The following is a 16,310-nucleotide window of genomic DNA, read 5'->3' as shown; positions in this document are numbered from 1 at the left end:
ATGGCTATGCACGTGCGGCAAGATCAAGTTGCCGGGCGCGTTTTCCGCGGAAATAGGATTTCACCCACGGTTCCTCGCTCTTCAGCATGTCGTCGATAGTGCCTTCGACCAGCACCTTTTTCTTGCCGAGCACCGCCACGTGGTCGCAGGCGGTAAACAGCGTGTCGAGGTCATGGGTCACCATGTAAACGGTCAGGTCCATGGTGTCGCGCAGCTTGACGACGAGCTCGTCGAACTCGGCCGCGCTGATCGGATCGAGGCCTGATGTCGGCTCGTCGAGAAAGACGATGTCCGGATCGAGCGCCAGCGCCCTGGCAAGGGCGGCACGCTTGATCATGCCGCCAGAGAGCTCGGAGGGGAATTTCAGGGCCGCGTCCGGCGGTAGCCCGACAAGTTCGACCTTGAGCAGCGCCAACTCGTCCATCAGCTTCCTGGGCAAATCGAGATATTCGCGCATCGGCACCTGCACGTTCTCCATCACGGTCAGCGACGAAAACAGCGCACCATGCTGGAACAGCACGCCAAGGCGCATGTCGATGCGCAGCCGCTCCATATCGCTTGCCTTGTCGACGTCGACGCCGAACAGTTTGATTGTTCCCGACTGCTTGGGCATCAACCCGAGAATGGTGCGCAACAGCACGGACTTGCCCGCGCCCGAGGCACCGACGAACCCCAGTATCTCGCCGCGCGCGATGTCGAGCGACAGCTTGTCGAGGATCAGCTTGTCATCGATGGCAACGGTGACGTCGCGCACCGAAAGCACGATCTCGCTCTCGTCCGGCACCTCACTCGTGACTCCGTTGCCTTTTGCCATGTTACTAGAACTGGATCGCTGCGTAGAACATGGCAAAAAGCCCATCGAGGATGATGACGACGAAGATCGATTTCACCACCGAAGCGGTCACGTGCTGGCCGAGCGATTCGGCACTGCCGCCGACCTTCATTCCCTCGACGGAGGCGATCGTGCCGATGATCATCGCCATGAATGGCGCCTTGATCAGCCCGGCGAAAATCGTGCTGAGATCGATTGCGACACGCAACCTGTCGATGAATGCGGCGGGTGGGATATCGGAGTAGAGCCAGGCGGCGACAATGCCGCCGCCGAGTGCGGCGAAATTGGCGATGATCGTCAGGCAAGGCAAGGCGATCACCAGGGCAACCAGACGTGGGAAGACCAGGACGCCGATCGGATTGAGGCCGATGACCTTCAGCGCGTCCACCTCCTCGCGCATCTTCATCGAGCCGATTTCGGCGGTGATGGCGCTGCCTGAGCGGCCGGCGATCATGATTGCCGTCATCAGCACGCCGAGTTCGCGCAGGATCAGCACGCCGACGAGATCGACGACGAAGATGTCGGCGCCGAAATAGCTGAGCTGATAGGCGCCCTGCTGGGCAACGATGGCGCCGACGATCGCCGACATCAGCACCACCACGGGTATCGCGCCGACGCCCATGCGATCGATCTGGTTGAAGATCGCCGCAGGGTTGACGGCATGACCGCGGCCGAGCTTCATCTGCGCGCCACGGATGGTGGCACCCAATATGTTCATCGAGGCGAGGAAATCGTCGCGCATCTCGTAGACGCGCCGGCCAACCGCCTCCAGCGCCCGAATGACGATGTTTGGCGGCCGCGCCGGTCCGGATTCGGGTTCGCGCCGGACAGCTTCGTTGACCGCGTCGAGCAGGATGGAAGCGATCTCGCTCTGGCCTTGCAGCCGGACCTCGACGTTCTTCTTCTCGAAGGCGCTGACCAGCCGGTCAATCAGCCAGGCGCCGGCGGTATCGATCTTCTCGATTTTCGAAAGATCGAGCGCCAAAGTCTTGAAACCGCTTCGCTTCTCGATTTTGCGCATGTCGGCGTCGATCGATGCCACGGTCCGTGTCGTCCAGATACCGGAGAACGCGCAGCCGAGGACATCACCCTCCTCGCCGACCGCCACGCGCGGGTCGTGGTCAGCCCCCGAGGCGGCCGTGCCGCTTGCGTCGCGTTTGCCGATGGTCAACATGGCGTCCTGTTTAACCTGATGGGTCCGACCTTGTCGATTTGCCGACAACCCTTCTCGCATAGCCGGAGCAGAAAAATATGGCGCGTGTCATTTCGGTCGAGGCCGAGCGGTTTCCGATCGCCGGAACCTTCACCATTTCGCGCGGCTCCAAGACCGAGGCCGAGGTGATCACCTGCACGATCAGCCAGGGTAGTCATAGCGGGCGCGGCGAATGCGTTCCTTATAAGCGCTATGGTGAGACCATGGACGATGTCCGTGACGCGATAGAGGCGATGCGCGACCGGATCGCCGGCGGGATGGACCGGACCGCACTGCTTGACGCAATGCCTGCCGGAGCGGCGCGCAACGCCATAGACTGTGCCCTTTGGGACCTTGAAGCCAAGATCAGCGGCAATCCGGTGGCGGACGCAATCTGGCCGGCCCCGTTGCATCAACTCGAGACCGCCTACACGCTGTCGCTCGGCGAACCCGAGGCGATGGCGGCACAGGCTCGCGCCAATGCCGGCCGGCCGCTGCTCAAGGTCAAGATCGGCGGCGACGACGACATCGCCCGCATCCGGGCGGTGAGACAGGCCGCGCCCGAGAGCCGACTGATCCTCGATGCCAATGAGGGTTGGACCGACGACAACATTGTTGGCAACTTCGCCTTTGCCGCCGAACAGGGAATCGCCCTGATCGAGCAGCCGCTACCGGCGGGCCGGGACGGCATTCTGCGCCACATAGCGCATCCGGTGCCGATCTGCGCCGACGAGAGCGTTCATGAAGCAAGCAACCTCGAAGCGCTTGTCGGTCTCTACGACGCCGTCAACATCAAGCTCGACAAGTCCGGCGGGCTGACAGCGGCGCTCACCTTGCGCGACCGCGCCCGTGAACTGGGTTTTGGCGTCATGGTCGGCTGCATGGTCGGCACGTCACTGGCAATGGCGCCGGCGGTGCTGCTCGCGCAAGGAGCCGATTTCGTCGACCTCGACGGTCCGCTGCTGCTTGCCCGGGATCGTGTGCCGGGCCTCGTTTACCAGGGATCGCTCGTCTCACCCCCGGATCGGGCGTTGTGGGGCTGAGCGTGCGGCAAGCCCGATCAGCACGAGGCCAATGATCGCGATCGGGATCATCGCCAGGAACCCGTCGACGCCAAGGCGGTCATAGAGCGGACCGGACACAAGCGTGACGGCGGCCATGAAGAAGCCGTTGAAGAAGTAGGCAACGCCTTGCGCGGCACCCGTGCGCTCTTCGGAGACGGTCTCGGCGATCATCTTCTGCAGGCCGATCAGCACCATTGCGACAGACACCGAATGCAGCGACTGCACGGCGAAGAAGCCGCCGACGCCAAAGCCGAGCGGCCACACCAGCGGAAAAGCGATCCAACGCACGATCGAACCGATTCCGGCAATGAGCATGACCCGGACGACGGGTACGGAGGCGAATATGCGATTGAAAAACAGGAACATGCAGACCTCGGACACCACGCCCCATGCCCATAGCAAACCGACGAGGGAATCGCTGATGCCGATCGATTTCCAGTAGATCGAGACGAAGCCGTAGAGGAAGGCATGGCTGGCGGTGATGATGCCAACGCCAAGCGTGAAATACAGAAAATAAGCATTGAATAGCCCCGGCGCCGCGTGCTGGATTTCCGCCGCCGACAACGGCGATGCCTTGCGCGGCCGCCCCAGGCGCGGCGCCATGAGGCCTGCGACAAGTGCCGCGCCAAGGGCAAGGAATATGATCACCGGAACGGCTTGAGGGCCGCTGGCCGCCAGGATGAAGCCGCCCGCGACATTGGCCAGGAGATAGCAGATCGACCCCCATTTGCGCATGCTCGCATAATTGGAGCCGAAGCGGCGCACGCCCGAAAGCGCCAGCGAATCGGCGATCGGCGAATGCGGCGTCCAGACAATGGTCAGCAACAACGACACTGCCAGCACAGTCGCATAGGTCGGTGTCAGGAAATACCCCGCGGAGAGCAGCAGCGAGGCCGCGACCAGCACGACATAGACATCGGCGCGGTCCCTGGCTCGATCGGCGAGCGTCGTCAGCAGCGGCGTCGTCACAACGCGCAGGAACATCGGCGCCGACAGGATGACCGCGATCTGTTCGGCGTGAAATCCCTTAGCCTGCAGCCAAAGCGGGAAATAGGGCAAATGGGTGCCAAGCGATATGAACAACGTGCCGAAGATCAGGCTCATGCGCAGCTCAAAACGGCTCGGCTTCACGAGTTGTTCGGGCGAAAGCGGTGGCAGCGGCATGAATCGATCCAAGGCGCAAACCGATCCTTAACATGAGGAAAAACCGGGCGAAACCGGCTGGACCAGTCGATTGGCACCAGAAAGTTCAGGGCCGGCTTCCGCCTCAGGCGGCCTGCACTACCCTGTCCTCGATGAGCATCGGGATGAAGGGCTCGTCAGGCGCTTCAGGCAGGATATGCGCCCATGTCAGGATTTCCATGCGGCCGTCGAAATGCTCGACCACGGCGGTGCAGCTCTCCACCCAGTCACCGGTGTTGATATATTGCACGTCGCCATAGCTTTCGATGGCGGCATGGTGGATGTGCCCGCAGATGACGCCGTCGACATGCGAGCGTCGCGCTTCCTCGCTGAGCACCGTCTGGAACGAGCCGATGAAGTTCACCGCCTTCTTGACCTTGACCTTGGCCCAGGACGAAAACGACCAGTAAGGCAGGCCGAGCAGCTGTCGCAGCCGCGTGATCACCCGGTTGACCTGCATGGCGGCGTCATAGGCATGGTCGCCGAGATAGGCTAGCCAACGCTGGTTGTGGACGACGGTGTCGAACTGGTCGCCATGGATGACCAGCAGCCGCCGGCCATCGGCGGTTTCGTGGATAGCACGGTCGGCAACGACGATGCCGCCGAAATGCACGCCCTGGAACTGGCGGGCGAATTCGTCGTGATTGCCGGCGATATAGGTGATCGAGGCTCCCTTGCGCGCCTTGCGCAACAGTTTCTGCACCACGTCATTGTGGCTTTGCGGCCAGTGCCAGCTGCGCCTCAGGCGCCAACCGTCGACGATATCGCCGACAAGGTAGATGATGTCGGCATCGTGGTAGCGCAGGAAATCGATCAGGAAATCGGCCTTCGCCGCCTTCGAGCCCAGATGGACATCGGAAATGAACATGCTGCGGAAAGTGCGGGGCTCTTGGCCTGGCATCGCGGATCACCCTTGCTTTCGAGCAGCCTATGCCCCGATTCATGCAACAACCGTATGACGGTTGCGATTGGTCCAGCGCTGGCGCTAGCCTGCCGGGCAAATCAAAGGAGAAATCGTCATGGATCTCGGTATCCGCGGAAAGAAGGCCATCGTCTGCGCTTCGAGCAAGGGGCTCGGGCGTGGCTGCGCCATGGCGCTGGCCGAAGCAGGCTGCGACATCGTCGTCAATGGGCGCAATGCGGAGCTGGTCGCCAAAACCGCCGCGGAGCTGCGCCAGCGCCATGGCGTGACGGTGACGGAAGTCGTCGGCGACGTTTCGAAGCCGGAGGTACAGAAGGCGTTGCTTGCCGCCTGTCCGGAACCCGACATCCTCGTCAACAACAATGGCGGGCCGCCGCTTCGCGATTTCCGCGAGCTCGATCGTGGAAAAATCCTCGAAGGCGTTACCCAGAACATGGTGACGCCAATCGAACTGGTGCAGGCGGTCATCGATGGTATGGCGACGCGCGGCTTCGGGCGCATCGTCAACATCACCTCGCTGTCGGTCTATGTCCCGATTCCCGGCCTTGACCTCTCATCGGGCGCGCGCGCCGGCCTGACGTCGTTCCTTGCCGGTGTGGCGCGCACGGTGATCGAGCGCAACGTGACCATCAACAGCCTGCTGCCGGGCAAGCTCGACACCGACCGGCTGCGCGGCCCGCATGAGGCCGGTACGCCAGAGGATCCGAAGGCGGCCGCGGCGCGCAAGACCCGCATCAGTGCCGACGTACCGGCCAAGCGGCTCGGCACGCCCGAGGAATTCGGCCAGATCTGCGCCTTCCTGTGCTCTGTCCACGCCGGCTATCTGACCGGGCAGAACATACCCGTCGATGGCGGTCTCTACGTCAGCGCCTTTTGACCGGCGCGCCTGCGAAGGCGCGCAACCTGATTTCGCATGAAACAACCGTAACAACCTGATAAATATCCGATTTTTGCGCGCCGGCATTTAAAGCTGCCGGCGCGTCAATTAGCGTCGCGAAAAACCTTGGCCTCATGCTAAAAGGACTCCCAAAGCAGGTTTCGAGGAGCGGCCGCATGGAAGGCGAGAACAAGAAGACGGCACGTTCGGACCTCGACGAAGCCGCCCTCTACTTCCACAAGCACCCGACGCCGGGAAAGCTCGAGATTCAGGCGACCAAGCCGCTCGGCAACCAGCGCGACCTGGCGCTCGCCTATTCGCCCGGCGTCGCCGCCCCTTGCCTCGAGATCCGCGACAATCCGGCGACCGCCGCCGACTACACGGCGCGCGCCAACCTGGTCGGCGTCGTTTCGAACGGCTCGGCCGTGCTCGGCCTCGGCAATATCGGGCCGCTGGCGTCCAAACCGGTGATGGAGGGCAAGGCGGTCCTGTTCAAGAAGTTCGCCGGCATCGACGTCTTCGACATCGAGATCGACGCGCCGGAAATAGAGCGCATGGTCGAAACGGTTGCCGCACTGGAACCGACCTTCGGCGGCATCAACCTCGAGGACATCAAGGCGCCGGAGTGTTTTGAAGTCGAAGAACGCCTCAAGGCTCGCATGAGCATACCGGTGTTCCATGACGACCAGCACGGCACCGCCATCATCGTCGCCGCCGCCGTGCTCAACGGGCTGGAATTCGCCGGCAAGACCATTTCGGACATCAAGGTCGTCACCTCCGGCGCGGGTGCCGCCGCCCTTGCCTGCCTCAACCTGCTCGTTTCGCTCGGAGTGCGCGTCGAGAACATCTGGGTCACCGACCGTTTCGGCGTCGCCTACAAGGGTCGTGTCGACGAGATGGACCGCTGGAAAGACCCTTATGTAAAGGACACCGAGGCGCGCACGCTGGCCGACGTCATTGCCGGCGCCGATGTCTTTCTCGGCCTCTCGGCCGCCGGCGTGCTGAAGCCGGAGCTGCTCCAACACATGGCGCCGAAGCCGTTGATCCTGGCGCTGGCCAATCCCAATCCGGAGATCATGCCGGAAGTGGCGCGCGCGGCGCGTCCTGACGCCATGATCTGCACCGGCCGCTCCGATTTTCCCAATCAGGTCAACAACGTCCTTTGCTTTCCTTACATCTTCCGTGGCGCGCTCGACTGCGGCGCCAGCGCCATCAATGAGGAGATGAAGATGGCGGCGGTGCGGGCGATCGCCGCCCTTGCCCGCGAAGAACCTTCCGATGTCGCCGCGCGCGCCTATTCGGGCGAGACACCGATCTTCGGACCCGAATTCCTGATCCCCTCGCCCTTCGACCCGCGCCTCATCCTGCGCATCGCGCCGGCCGTCGCCAGGGCAGCCTGCGAGACCGGTGTGGCGACGCGGCCGATCACCGACTTCGCCGCCTATATCGACAAGCTCAACCGCTTCGTCTTCCGCTCCGGCCTGGTGATGAAGCCGGTGTTCTCCTCCGCCAAGGCTTCCAGTGCCAAACGCGTCATCTACGCCGACGGCGAGGACGAGCGTGTCCTGCGTGCCGCCCAGGTTGTGCTTGAGGAAGGCATCGCCGAGCCGATCCTGATCGGCCGGCCGCATGTCATCGAAGTCAGGCTGAAGCGTTATGGCTTGCGCATCAAGCCTGGTGTCGATTTCGGCCTGATCAATCCAGAGGACGATCCGCGCTACCGCTACTATGTCGATCTCCTGATCGAGCTCGCCGGCCGCCGCGGCGTGACGACGGAGGCCGCGCGTACCATGGTGCGCACCGACAACACAGTGATCGCGGCGTTGGCACTGAAGCGCGGCGATGCCGACGCCATGGTCTGCGGCCTCGAAGGCCGTTTCGAGCGGCATTTGCGCAACGTGACGCTGATCATCGGGCCGCGCACCGGCATCAAGGACCGGGACCTGTCGACCCTTTCCATGCTGATCTCGCAGCGCGGCATCATCTTCCTCACCGACACCCACGTCTCCGTCGACCCGACGGCGGATGAAATCGCCGAGATGACCGTGCTGGCGGCGGAAGAAATCCAGCGTTTCGGCATCGAGCCGAAGGCGGCACTGCTGTCGCATTCGGATTTCGGCTCGCGCGATTCGCCGAGCGCGCTGAAGATGCGTCAGGCCGCGGCCATTCTGGCGCGCATCGCGCCGGAGCTGCAGTGCGACGGCGAAATGCATGCCGATTCCGCTTTGTCGGAGCATCTGCGCCAGCGCGTCTATCCGCATTCGCGTCTGAAGGGCGAAGCCAATCTCCTGGTGTTCCCGAACCTCGATTCGGCCAACATCACGCTGACGGCGCTGCGAGCCATGATGGATGCCCTGCATGTCGGCCCCATCCTTCTCGGCACCGACAAGCCGGCCCACATATTGACGCCCTCGGTAACCTCGCGCGGCGTCGTCAACATGACGGCGCTGGCAGTGGTCGAAGCCGCACACAAGGCGCAGGCGATCGCCAATCTGGACTGAACCGGCTCTCGCGACCGGATTGGTCCAGCCCCAGTTGATCAAAGCTAGGTAGCGCCGCGGACCGCGTTGGCCGGATTGAGTGTTGCGAACCAACAACTCTTAACCGTGAAGTCCGGCATCGAACGAATGCGGATTTCACGGGAAGGAGCAATTTGATATGGTCACGCCGTCTGATTAGGCGGTGAGAGTGTCATGAGAGCCCTGTTGCTCGCTTCGGCAATGCTGACTGTGACTGGCGTAGAGGCGTTCGCCGCCGACGCCATCGGGTTGGAGCCGGCCGTGTATGACTGGTCCGGCGTCTATGTCGGCGGGCATCTTGGCTATGGTTTTGGCAGCACCGACGGGACCTACAACCTGCCAAACACGCCAACGATCCGGGGCACGCAGGATTACGACATCGACGGCTTTCTGGGCGGCGTCCAGATCGGCTACAATTACCAGGTCAACTCCGCGGTTCTGGGGATCGAGGCCGATATTTCGGGCGCCGATATCAAGGGACATTCCGACGAGGTCAATGTAGGCGGAGGCGATGTCTACGACACCAAGGTGGATTGGTTCGGAACGATCCGTGCCAGGGCGGGCTACGCGTTCGACAGCACCCTTGTTTACGGGACCGGCGGCCTCGCTTTCGGAGGTGTCGAGAACCAATATCTCGATGGGCCCGCCAACAGCTATTCCGAAAAGAACACCAAGGTTGGCTGGACGATTGGCGCGGGGCTGGAGCAGGCAATCACCGATCATTGGTCGGCAAATGCCGAATATCGATATGTCGATCTGCGGGACCAGACCATCAACTACGGACCCAACTCCAATACGACCTTCGACAACACGTTCAGTACCGTCAGAATCGGGATGAACTACAAGTTCTGACGGCCCGCCCGGCCATTGCCGGGACTGATGGGCGCCATCCAATGCGCGCCGCTTCTCAGCCGGCGACAAGGCGACTTCCGAAATGGACGATTAACCGCGAACGGGTTAGCCTTGGCGACCAGAAGACAAGCGGGATCGAGACGGATGGCAAGCGGAGGTTTGAAGCAGGCGCATGCTGCCGTGCTGCTCGGCATCCTGCTGTCCGGCGCAGCGGTCAGCGAGCCGCAGGCCGCTTCACGGATCTGCCGGCAACTGGAGGCCGACCTCGCCGCGGCCTCACGCGGCGGTGGCGGTGGCCCGGCACTGGTCCGGAAATATGACGCCGCGATCGAAAGGCAGCGCGAACAGATCTCGAAGGCTCGCGGTCAGGCGAACAATGCCGGCTGCGGGTTCTCGTTGTTTTCGCGCAACATCAACCAGTGTGCCGGGCTGAATGCCACCATCGAGCGCATGAACGCCAATCTCGACAGTTTGCAAACCAAGCGTGCCCAACTCGCCGGCGGCGGCGGTTCACGCCGCGACCGGGGCCGCATCCTGGCGGCGCTCGATGCCAATGACTGCCGTGACGATGCGGCGGCACCCCGCCGCGCGCCTCCGCAGGAAGCCAATCGTGAAGAAGGGGGTAATGCCAACCTCTTCGACCAGCTTTTCGGCGGCAACCGGCAGATCGATACGCTGGACCAGCCTGACGATTCCGGCGAGGAACGCGATGTCAGCCGCGTCCTCAACCAGCCCGGCATTCCTGACGTTGCGAGCAACGGCGGCGAATTCCACACCAGTTGCGTGCGCACTTGCGACGGCTATTTCTTCCCCATGTCGAACGCAGCCTCGGCCGGCGATTTCGAGCGCGACCAGAAGAATTGCGAATCGGCCTGCCCCGGCACGGAGATGCAGGTCTTCTATTCGCGCGGCATGGACGACGATTCGGCATCGATGACGTCATCGGTCACCGGCAGGCCCTATGGCGAACTGCCGACCGCCTATCTCTACAAACAGGCCAACATGTCGCGGCCACCCGCTTGCGGCTGCAATGCCGCGCAGAATTTCCAGATCATTGGCGGCAACCCGCCAAGCCAGCAACAATCACCGCCCGAACCGGATACGGCGCCGATTGTTCCGGTGCCGGCCTCGAAGCCTGATCCGGGTGCCGACCCCGAGACCTTGGCCAATATGGATGGCGGGCTCGATCGTGAAGCCATCAAGCGCCTTTCGGCCAAGCCGGTGGCATCGCCCGTTTCGGCCGTGCCCCCGGAACAGCGCAAGGTCAGGGTCGTCGGGCCAACGTTCCTTCCCGACCCATCAGCGGCAATAGATCTGCAAGCTCCGGCCCCGAAGGCAGTCCGGTAAGGGCAAGCCTGAGCGGCATGAACAGCGATTTGCCCTTGCGGCCGGTCGCTTCCCTGATCTTGCCGGTCCAATCCTTCCAGACCGTCCCGTTCCATGGCTCCTCAGGCAGGAGATCGAGCGCATGGTGCAGAAAATCGCGGTCGTCGTCGGAAAATTCGGGCTTCTCCTGCGGCCCTTCGCGCAGGACACGCCACCAGGCAACCGCATCGGCCAGCCGGTCGATATTGCCGCGCACCGCCAGCCAGAACGGTTCGGCGTGTTCGCCGGAAATACCCAGCACCATCAGCCGGTCCCGCGCCTCGTCGAACGGCATACGATGCAGCAGCACCCGGTTGAGCACGAACAATTCGGCCGGATCGAACTTGGACGACGATTTCGAGGTCGCGGCCGGGTCGAAATGGCCGGCGAGTTCGGCCAAGTCATGCGCGGCCGCGACATTCTCCGACGTGCCGACCAGCACGGCCAGCGAAGCGACGGCCATCGGCTCGATGCCGTCCTCGCGCAGGCTCTCGATGGAAAGCGCGCCGGTGCGCTTCGACAGCCCCTCGCCCGAGACGGTGGTCAGGAGATTGTGGTGGCCGAAGACCGGCGGCTCGGCACCCAGCGCCTTGAACAGCGCGATCTGCACGCCGGTGTTCGTGACATGATCGTCGCCGCGGATGACGTGGCTGACGCCCATCTCGATGTCGTCGACGACGGAGGGCAGCGTGTAGAGATAAGTGCCGTCCTCACGCACCAGAACCGGATCGGACAGCGAAGCCAGATCCACCGTCTCCTCGCCACGCACCAGATCGTCCCAGTGGATATCGGTACGCACCGGCTGCAGCGGATCGCTGGAGAAATTGGGCAGCAGGAAACGCCAGTGGGGCCGGCGCCCGTCGGCCTGATATTCGGCCACCTGCTCTGTCGTCAGCGCCAACGCCTCGCGGCCATAGACCGGCGGCAGGCCTCGCGTGCGGCGCACCTTGCGCCTGAGATCGAGTTCTTCCGGCGTTTCGTAGCAGGCGTAGAGGACACCCGCCGCCTTCAGCCGCTCGACCGCCGCGTCATAGATTTCGAAGCGCCGCGACTGATACTCGGTGGCATCCGGGAAAATCCCCAGCCAGTGCAGGTCGTAAAGGATGGCGTCGGCGAATTCCTGCTTCGAGCGGGCGATGTCGGTGTCGTCGAAGCGCTGGATGAAGCGGCCCTTGTTGTTGAGGGCAAACAACCAGTTGAACAGAGCGGTGCGCGCATTGCCGATATGGATGCGGCCGGTCGGTGACGGGGCGAAACGAACGGTAACTGTCATGAGCGGGGCGTACCGGATGCCTTTGTGATTGACAAGATGCGCCCCCGCGCCGTGCCGCAGACATAGAACATGGCGGCTGGAATGAAAAGACCGGCCGGATGCGTCTCTGGCGGCGCACATGGGCAGCGGCCAGTCTGGCAGCGCCGACGATGAAGATGGCCCCCGGCCGAAGCCGGAGGCCATGTCAGGTCAGCTGACCAGACCTTTGGTCAGCTCCAGCGCCTGGCGCTCGAACAGGCGGCGGTAGATGCCGCCCTTCAGGCGGATCAAATCGTCATGCGAGCCTTCCTCGACGATCTTGCCGCGATCGAAGACCAACAGCCTGTCGAGCGCCCTCACCGTCGAAAGCCGATGCGCGATGACCAGCGTCGTGCGGCCGACCATCAGCCGTTCCATCGCCTGCTGGATCAGCACCTCGGATTCCGAATCGAGGCTCGACGTCGCCTCGTCCAGGATCAGGATGCGCGCATCGGCCAGGAAAGCGCGGGCAATCGCCACACGCTGCCGCTCGCCGCCCGACAGCTTCACGCCACGCTCGCCGACCAGCGTGCCATAGCCCTTCGGCAGGTTGGCGATGAAGTCGTGCGCGCTCGCCAGCCTGGCGGCATGCTCGATCTCGTCCTGCGTTGCGCCTGGCCTGCCATAGGCGATGTTTTCCGCCAGGGAACGGTGGAACAGGATCGGTTCCTGCTGGACGATCGCGATCTGGCCGCGCAGCGACGCCTGGGCGACCTGCGAGATATCCTGGCCGTCGATCACGATCTTGCCCGCGCCGACGTCATAGAGCCGCTGGATGAGCTTGACGAATGTCGTCTTGCCCGAACCCGAGTGACCGACCAGCCCGACACGCTCACCCGGCGCGATGTCGACCGAAAAGTCGTGGTAGAGCGGCGACCGGTGATTACCGTAGTGAAAGGTGACGTCGTCGAAGGCAATGTGGCCCTGCGTGATGGCAATCGGTCCGGCGCCGGGCTGATCCTCAATGCCCAGCGGTTCCGACTGGAAATCGACCAGTTCCTCCATGTCGTTGATCGAACGCTGCAAATTGCGGATATGCGTGCCGATATCCCTGAGATAGCCTTGCAGGACGAAGAACGAGGTCAGTACGAAAGCGACATCGCCGGCGCTCGCCTGCCCCCATGACCACAGCATCAGCGCCAGGCCGATCACCGCGGCCCGCATGACCAGCAGCAGCGCCCCTTGCGTGGTGCCGTTGATGGTGCCGCGCACCCAGGTCCGCCGTGTGCGGGCGCGCCATTTGGCGACCACCCTGGCGAGGCGGCGCTCCTCGCGTTCCTCTGCGCCAAAGCCCTTGACCACGGCGTTGCAGCTCACTGCGTCGGCCAGCGAGCCACCGAGACGCGTGTCCCAGGTGTTGGCAAGCCTTGCCGCCGGCGCGACATAGCCGAGCGACAGCATCGCCGTCACCACGATGAACAGCACCGAGCCGGCAGCAACGACCGCGCCCATCAGCGGCCAGAACCAGCCGAGCAGCAGCGTCGAACCAGCAAGCATCACCACCGACGGCAACAGCGCGATCAGGACGGTGTCGTTGAGCAGGTCGAGCGCCCACATGCCGCGCGTCACCTTGCGCACCGTCGAGCCGGCAAAACTGTTGGCATGCCAATCGGTCGAAAAGCGCTGAACGCGATGGAAGGCGTCCGCCGCGATGTCGGCCATCATCTTGAGTGTCAACTCAACGATGCCCATGAAGGCAAGATTGCGCAACACGACACCAGTCAGCGCCAGGGCCATCAAGATGAAAAATGCCGTCATCGCGGCGTTCCAGGCAATGGTATCCGCTCCGGCGCTGCTGGCGACGGCGTCGACCAGCCGGCCGGAATAGAGCGGTGTCAGCACGTCGGCCAGTGTCGACAGCAGGAAACCGCCCATGATCAGCGAAAGCCGCCAGGGCTGGCGCCGCCAATGGGTTAGTGTGAAGCCAAGAACGCTGCGAAAGGCGCTCGCGCGCAAATCGATCTTGAAACGAGCCATGATGTCATCCGGGCGCAAACGAGCCCGATCCCAGTAAGGTCGAAAGTTGAAAACCGCGCGGGGCTAGTTGCCCGTGAATGCGGAGGTTCGACTATGGTAGGTTGCCTGCCCATGGGCGGCGACCGGCAGCGGCAAATGCCTTTTCTGCGTCCGGTATGGTTCCGATACTTCGGAACACCGGCGCAGACCTAGGCCTCGCGGCCTCGCATAACGATGTCAAATCCTGGCATTCGGTCCTCCCTGAAGGGAATCGCGGAAATGCCCTTATAGGGATGCTTCGATCGCTCGCCAAGGCAAGCCACGGCCAAAAGCACTTCTGGCCCAGCCGATGAGGCGATTTTGCAACAGTCGAGGCTTGTGCCTATCGTCGTTGCAGGGTGTTCACCCCGCACGCCATCAGCAGGTCGCAGGTCGCTCGGAAATCGATCCGCGACAGTCGGCATGGTTGCACACTCGCCCGCGGCATCGCGCAATCGCGCTCAGCAAGCGAAAGGACGCCTATCCACGATCCCTGAAACGGTTGGTGATGGGATAGCGGCGGTCGCGGCCAAAATTCTTCCTGGTGATCTTCACACCCGGCGCCGCCTGCCGGCGCTTGTATTCGGCGATGTAGAGCAAGTGCTCGATGCGCGTCACCGTCGCCCGGTCATGGCCGCGTGCGACGATGTCGTCGACGCCCATCTCGTTCTCGACCAGGCATTCCAGAATATCGTCCAGCACCGGATAGGGCGGCAGCGAATCCTGGTCGGTCTGGTTCTCGCGCAGTTCGGCCGACGGCGCCTTGTCGATGATGTTCTTCGGGATCACCTCGCCCGAAGGTCCGAGCGCGCCCGGCGGCACATGGCTGTTGCGCCAGCGCGACAGCGCATAGACCTGCATCTTGTAAAGGTCCTTGATCGGATTGAAGCCGCCATTCATGTCGCCATAGAGTGTGGCGTAGCCGACCGACATCTCGCTCTTGTTGCCCGTGGTGACCACCATCGAGCCGAACTTGTTGGAGATCGCCATCAGGATGGTGCCGCGCGCGCGGCTCTGCAAATTCTCCTCGGTGATGCCTTCCTTGGTGCCTTCGAACAACTGCGTCAGCGTGTGCAGAAATCCTTCGACCGGCTCGAAGATCGGCACGATGTCATAGCGGCAGCCGAGCGCACGGGCGCAGTCCTCGGCATCCCTCAGCGAGTCCTTCGAGGTGTAGCGATAAGGCATCATGACGGCACGCAGCCGCTCCTCGCCGAGCGCGTCGACCGCAAGGGCGGCACAGATCGCCGAATCGATGCCGCCGGACAGGCCAAGCACCACATTCTTGAAGCCGTTCTTGTTGACGTAGTCGCGCAGGCCGAGCATGCAGGCGCGATAGTCGGCCTCCTCCTTGTCCGGGATTTTCGACATCGGTCCTTGCGAACAGATCCAGCCGCTATCAGTACGTTTCCAGGTGGTGATGTCGACCGCGTCCTCGAACTGGCTCATCTGGAAGGCGAGCGTCTTGTCGGCCCCGATAGCGAAGGAGGCGCCGTCGAAGATCAGCTCGTCCTGGCCGCCGAGCTGGTTGGCATAGATCATCGGTAAGCCGCATTCGATGACTTGCTTGATGACGACCTGGTGGCGAACGTCGATCTTGGCGCGATAGTAAGGCGAACCGTTCGGCACCAGCAGGATTTCCGCGCCGCTTTCGGCCAGCGTCTCGCAGATGCCGACTTCGCCCCAGATGTCCTCGCAGATCGGTATGCCGATGCGCACGCCACGGAAGTTGACCGGCCCCTGTATCTCAGGCCCGGCCTGGAAGACGCGCTTCTCATCGAACTCACCGTAGTTCGGCAGGTCGAGCTTGTAGCGTTCGGCGATGATCTTGCCGCCATCGGCGAAGACGATGGAATTATGCGTGCCGCTCTTGCGCTTCAGCGGCGTGCCGATGATGACGCCAGGACCGCCATCGGCGGTATCGGCTGCAAAGTCCTCGGCGGCGCGCTCGCATGCCCTGAGGAAGGCCGGCTTCAGCACCAGATCCTCCGGCGGATAGCCTGCAAGGAAAAGCTCGGTGTAGAGCACGAGATCGGCGCCCTGCCGGGCGGCATCCGCCCTCGCCTCGCGCGCCTTGGCGAGATTGCCGGCGACGTCGCCGACGGTCGGGTTGAGCTGGGCGATGGCGATACGCAGTATGTCGAGCTTCCTGATCATGCTGCTGACTTAGCGCGGCAGAATTCACCTCGCAATGGCGTTCGCTTGGACCAATTCAGGCC

Annotated in this window: 12 protein-coding genes; 5 read left to right on the top strand and 7 right to left on the bottom strand. The window is 63.1% G+C overall.

Annotated elements, in window-relative coordinates; all coding sequences use genetic code 11:
* Positions 1-4: 4 nt before the first annotated feature.
* Together FJ970_RS18615 and FJ970_RS18610 are read right to left on the bottom strand one after the other, a co-directional pair.
* Positions 5-814 carry an ABC transporter ATP-binding protein gene (locus tag FJ970_RS18615; RefSeq protein WP_140757565.1) on the bottom strand — a complete coding sequence of 270 codons (810 nt, stop codon included), beginning with the start codon at positions 812-814 and terminating at the stop codon, positions 5-7.
* Between the two features lie 4 nt (positions 815-818).
* The gene (locus FJ970_RS18610) at positions 819-2,006 is read right to left on the bottom strand and encodes an ABC transporter permease (RefSeq protein WP_140757566.1); all 1,188 of its coding nucleotides are present in this window, start codon (positions 2,004-2,006) and stop codon (positions 819-821) included.
* A gap of 77 nt (positions 2,007-2,083) precedes the next feature.
* On the opposite strand from FJ970_RS18610, the gene dgcA reads away from it, so the two are divergent.
* On the top strand, positions 2,084-3,067 hold the full coding sequence (dgcA, locus tag FJ970_RS18605) for an N-acetyl-D-Glu racemase DgcA (protein ID WP_140757567.1): 984 nt from the start codon (positions 2,084-2,086) through the stop codon (positions 3,065-3,067).
* Here dgcA and FJ970_RS18600 read toward each other — a convergent pair.
* Together FJ970_RS18600 and FJ970_RS18595 are read right to left on the bottom strand one after the other, a co-directional pair.
* Positions 3,038-4,252: an MFS transporter gene (locus tag FJ970_RS18600; protein WP_140757568.1), complete on the bottom strand. Its 1,215-nt coding sequence runs from the start codon at positions 4,250-4,252 to the stop codon at positions 3,038-3,040. The two genes, dgcA and FJ970_RS18600, sit on opposite strands and share 30 nt — an antisense overlap.
* 103 nt (positions 4,253-4,355) lie before the next feature.
* Complete coding sequence (locus tag FJ970_RS18595; RefSeq protein ID WP_032936358.1) at positions 4,356-5,138, bottom strand: UDP-2,3-diacylglucosamine diphosphatase; 783 nt, start codon at positions 5,136-5,138, stop codon at positions 4,356-4,358.
* A gap of 151 nt (positions 5,139-5,289) precedes the next feature.
* Here FJ970_RS18595 and FJ970_RS18590 point away from each other — a divergent pair, with 151 nt between their 5' ends.
* The 4 genes from FJ970_RS18590 to FJ970_RS18575 all read left to right on the top strand — a co-directional run bounded on the left by FJ970_RS18590 (position 5,290) and on the right by FJ970_RS18575 (position 10,787).
* A complete protein-coding gene (locus FJ970_RS18590; protein ID WP_140757569.1) occupies positions 5,290-6,069 on the top strand; it encodes an SDR family oxidoreductase in 780 nt (259 codons plus the stop codon).
* 176 nt (positions 6,070-6,245) lie between these two features.
* Positions 6,246-8,570, top strand: a complete 2,325-nt coding sequence (locus tag FJ970_RS18585; protein ID WP_140757570.1) for an NADP-dependent malic enzyme — start codon at positions 6,246-6,248, stop codon at positions 8,568-8,570.
* Between the two features lie 192 nt (positions 8,571-8,762).
* The gene (locus FJ970_RS18580; protein WP_140757571.1) at positions 8,763-9,440 is read left to right on the top strand and encodes an outer membrane protein; all 678 of its coding nucleotides are present in this window, start codon (positions 8,763-8,765) and stop codon (positions 9,438-9,440) included.
* Positions 9,441-9,584: 144 nt separating this feature from the next.
* Positions 9,585-10,787, top strand: a complete 1,203-nt coding sequence (locus tag FJ970_RS18575; RefSeq protein WP_140757572.1) for a DUF2865 domain-containing protein — start codon at positions 9,585-9,587, stop codon at positions 10,785-10,787.
* On the opposite strand, the gene FJ970_RS18570 is transcribed toward FJ970_RS18575, so the two are convergent.
* From FJ970_RS18570 to FJ970_RS18560, 3 genes are all read right to left on the bottom strand, one after another.
* Positions 10,705-12,078, bottom strand: a complete 1,374-nt coding sequence (locus FJ970_RS18570; RefSeq protein WP_140757573.1) for a glutamate--tRNA ligase — start codon at positions 12,076-12,078, stop codon at positions 10,705-10,707. The two genes, FJ970_RS18575 and FJ970_RS18570, sit on opposite strands and share 83 nt — an antisense overlap.
* A gap of 189 nt (positions 12,079-12,267) precedes the next feature.
* Positions 12,268-14,073 carry an ABC transporter ATP-binding protein gene (locus tag FJ970_RS18565; RefSeq protein WP_140757574.1) on the bottom strand — a complete coding sequence of 602 codons (1,806 nt, stop codon included), beginning with the start codon at positions 14,071-14,073 and terminating at the stop codon, positions 12,268-12,270.
* A 498-nt stretch (positions 14,074-14,571) separates the two neighbouring features.
* Positions 14,572-16,248, bottom strand: coding sequence for an NAD+ synthase (locus FJ970_RS18560; protein ID WP_140757575.1), 1,677 nt, complete (start codon positions 16,246-16,248; stop codon positions 14,572-14,574).
* Between the last annotated feature and the right edge of the window lie 62 nt (positions 16,249-16,310).

The sequence above is a fragment of the Mesorhizobium sp. B2-1-8 genome, from assembly GCF_006442545.2.
Lineage (GTDB): Bacteria > Pseudomonadota > Alphaproteobacteria > Rhizobiales > Rhizobiaceae > Mesorhizobium.
Note: the sequence above shows the minus strand (reverse complement) of the source record. Positions and strands in the feature narration are given on the sequence as shown.

What these genes read in the sequence shown, in the direction of transcription:
- FJ970_RS18615 (WP_140757565.1), bottom strand. Translation starts at nt 814, where the DNA reads ATGGCAAAAGGCAACGGAGTCACGAGTGAGGTGCCGGACGAGAGCGAG.
- FJ970_RS18585 (WP_140757570.1), top strand. Translation starts at nt 6,246, where the DNA reads ATGGAAGGCGAGAACAAGAAGACGGCACGTTCGGACCTCGACGAAGCC.
- FJ970_RS18570 (WP_140757573.1), bottom strand. Translation starts at nt 12,078, where the DNA reads ATGACAGTTACCGTTCGTTTCGCCCCGTCACCGACCGGCCGCATCCAT.
- dgcA (WP_140757567.1), top strand. Translation starts at nt 2,084, where the DNA reads ATGGCGCGTGTCATTTCGGTCGAGGCCGAGCGGTTTCCGATCGCCGGA.
- FJ970_RS18575 (WP_140757572.1), top strand. Translation starts at nt 9,585, where the DNA reads ATGGCAAGCGGAGGTTTGAAGCAGGCGCATGCTGCCGTGCTGCTCGGC.
- FJ970_RS18580 (WP_140757571.1), top strand. Translation starts at nt 8,763, where the DNA reads ATGAGAGCCCTGTTGCTCGCTTCGGCAATGCTGACTGTGACTGGCGTA.
- FJ970_RS18565 (WP_140757574.1), bottom strand. Translation starts at nt 14,073, where the DNA reads ATGGCTCGTTTCAAGATCGATTTGCGCGCGAGCGCCTTTCGCAGCGTT.
- FJ970_RS18595 (WP_032936358.1), bottom strand. Translation starts at nt 5,138, where the DNA reads ATGTTCATTTCCGATGTCCATCTGGGCTCGAAGGCGGCGAAGGCCGAT.
- FJ970_RS18610 (WP_140757566.1), bottom strand. Translation starts at nt 2,006, where the DNA reads ATGTTGACCATCGGCAAACGCGACGCAAGCGGCACGGCCGCCTCGGGG.
- FJ970_RS18600 (WP_140757568.1), bottom strand. Translation starts at nt 4,252, where the DNA reads ATGCCGCTGCCACCGCTTTCGCCCGAACAACTCGTGAAGCCGAGCCGT.
- FJ970_RS18590 (WP_140757569.1), top strand. Translation starts at nt 5,290, where the DNA reads ATGGATCTCGGTATCCGCGGAAAGAAGGCCATCGTCTGCGCTTCGAGC.
- FJ970_RS18560 (WP_140757575.1), bottom strand. Translation starts at nt 16,248, where the DNA reads ATGATCAGGAAGCTCGACATACTGCGTATCGCCATCGCCCAGCTCAAC.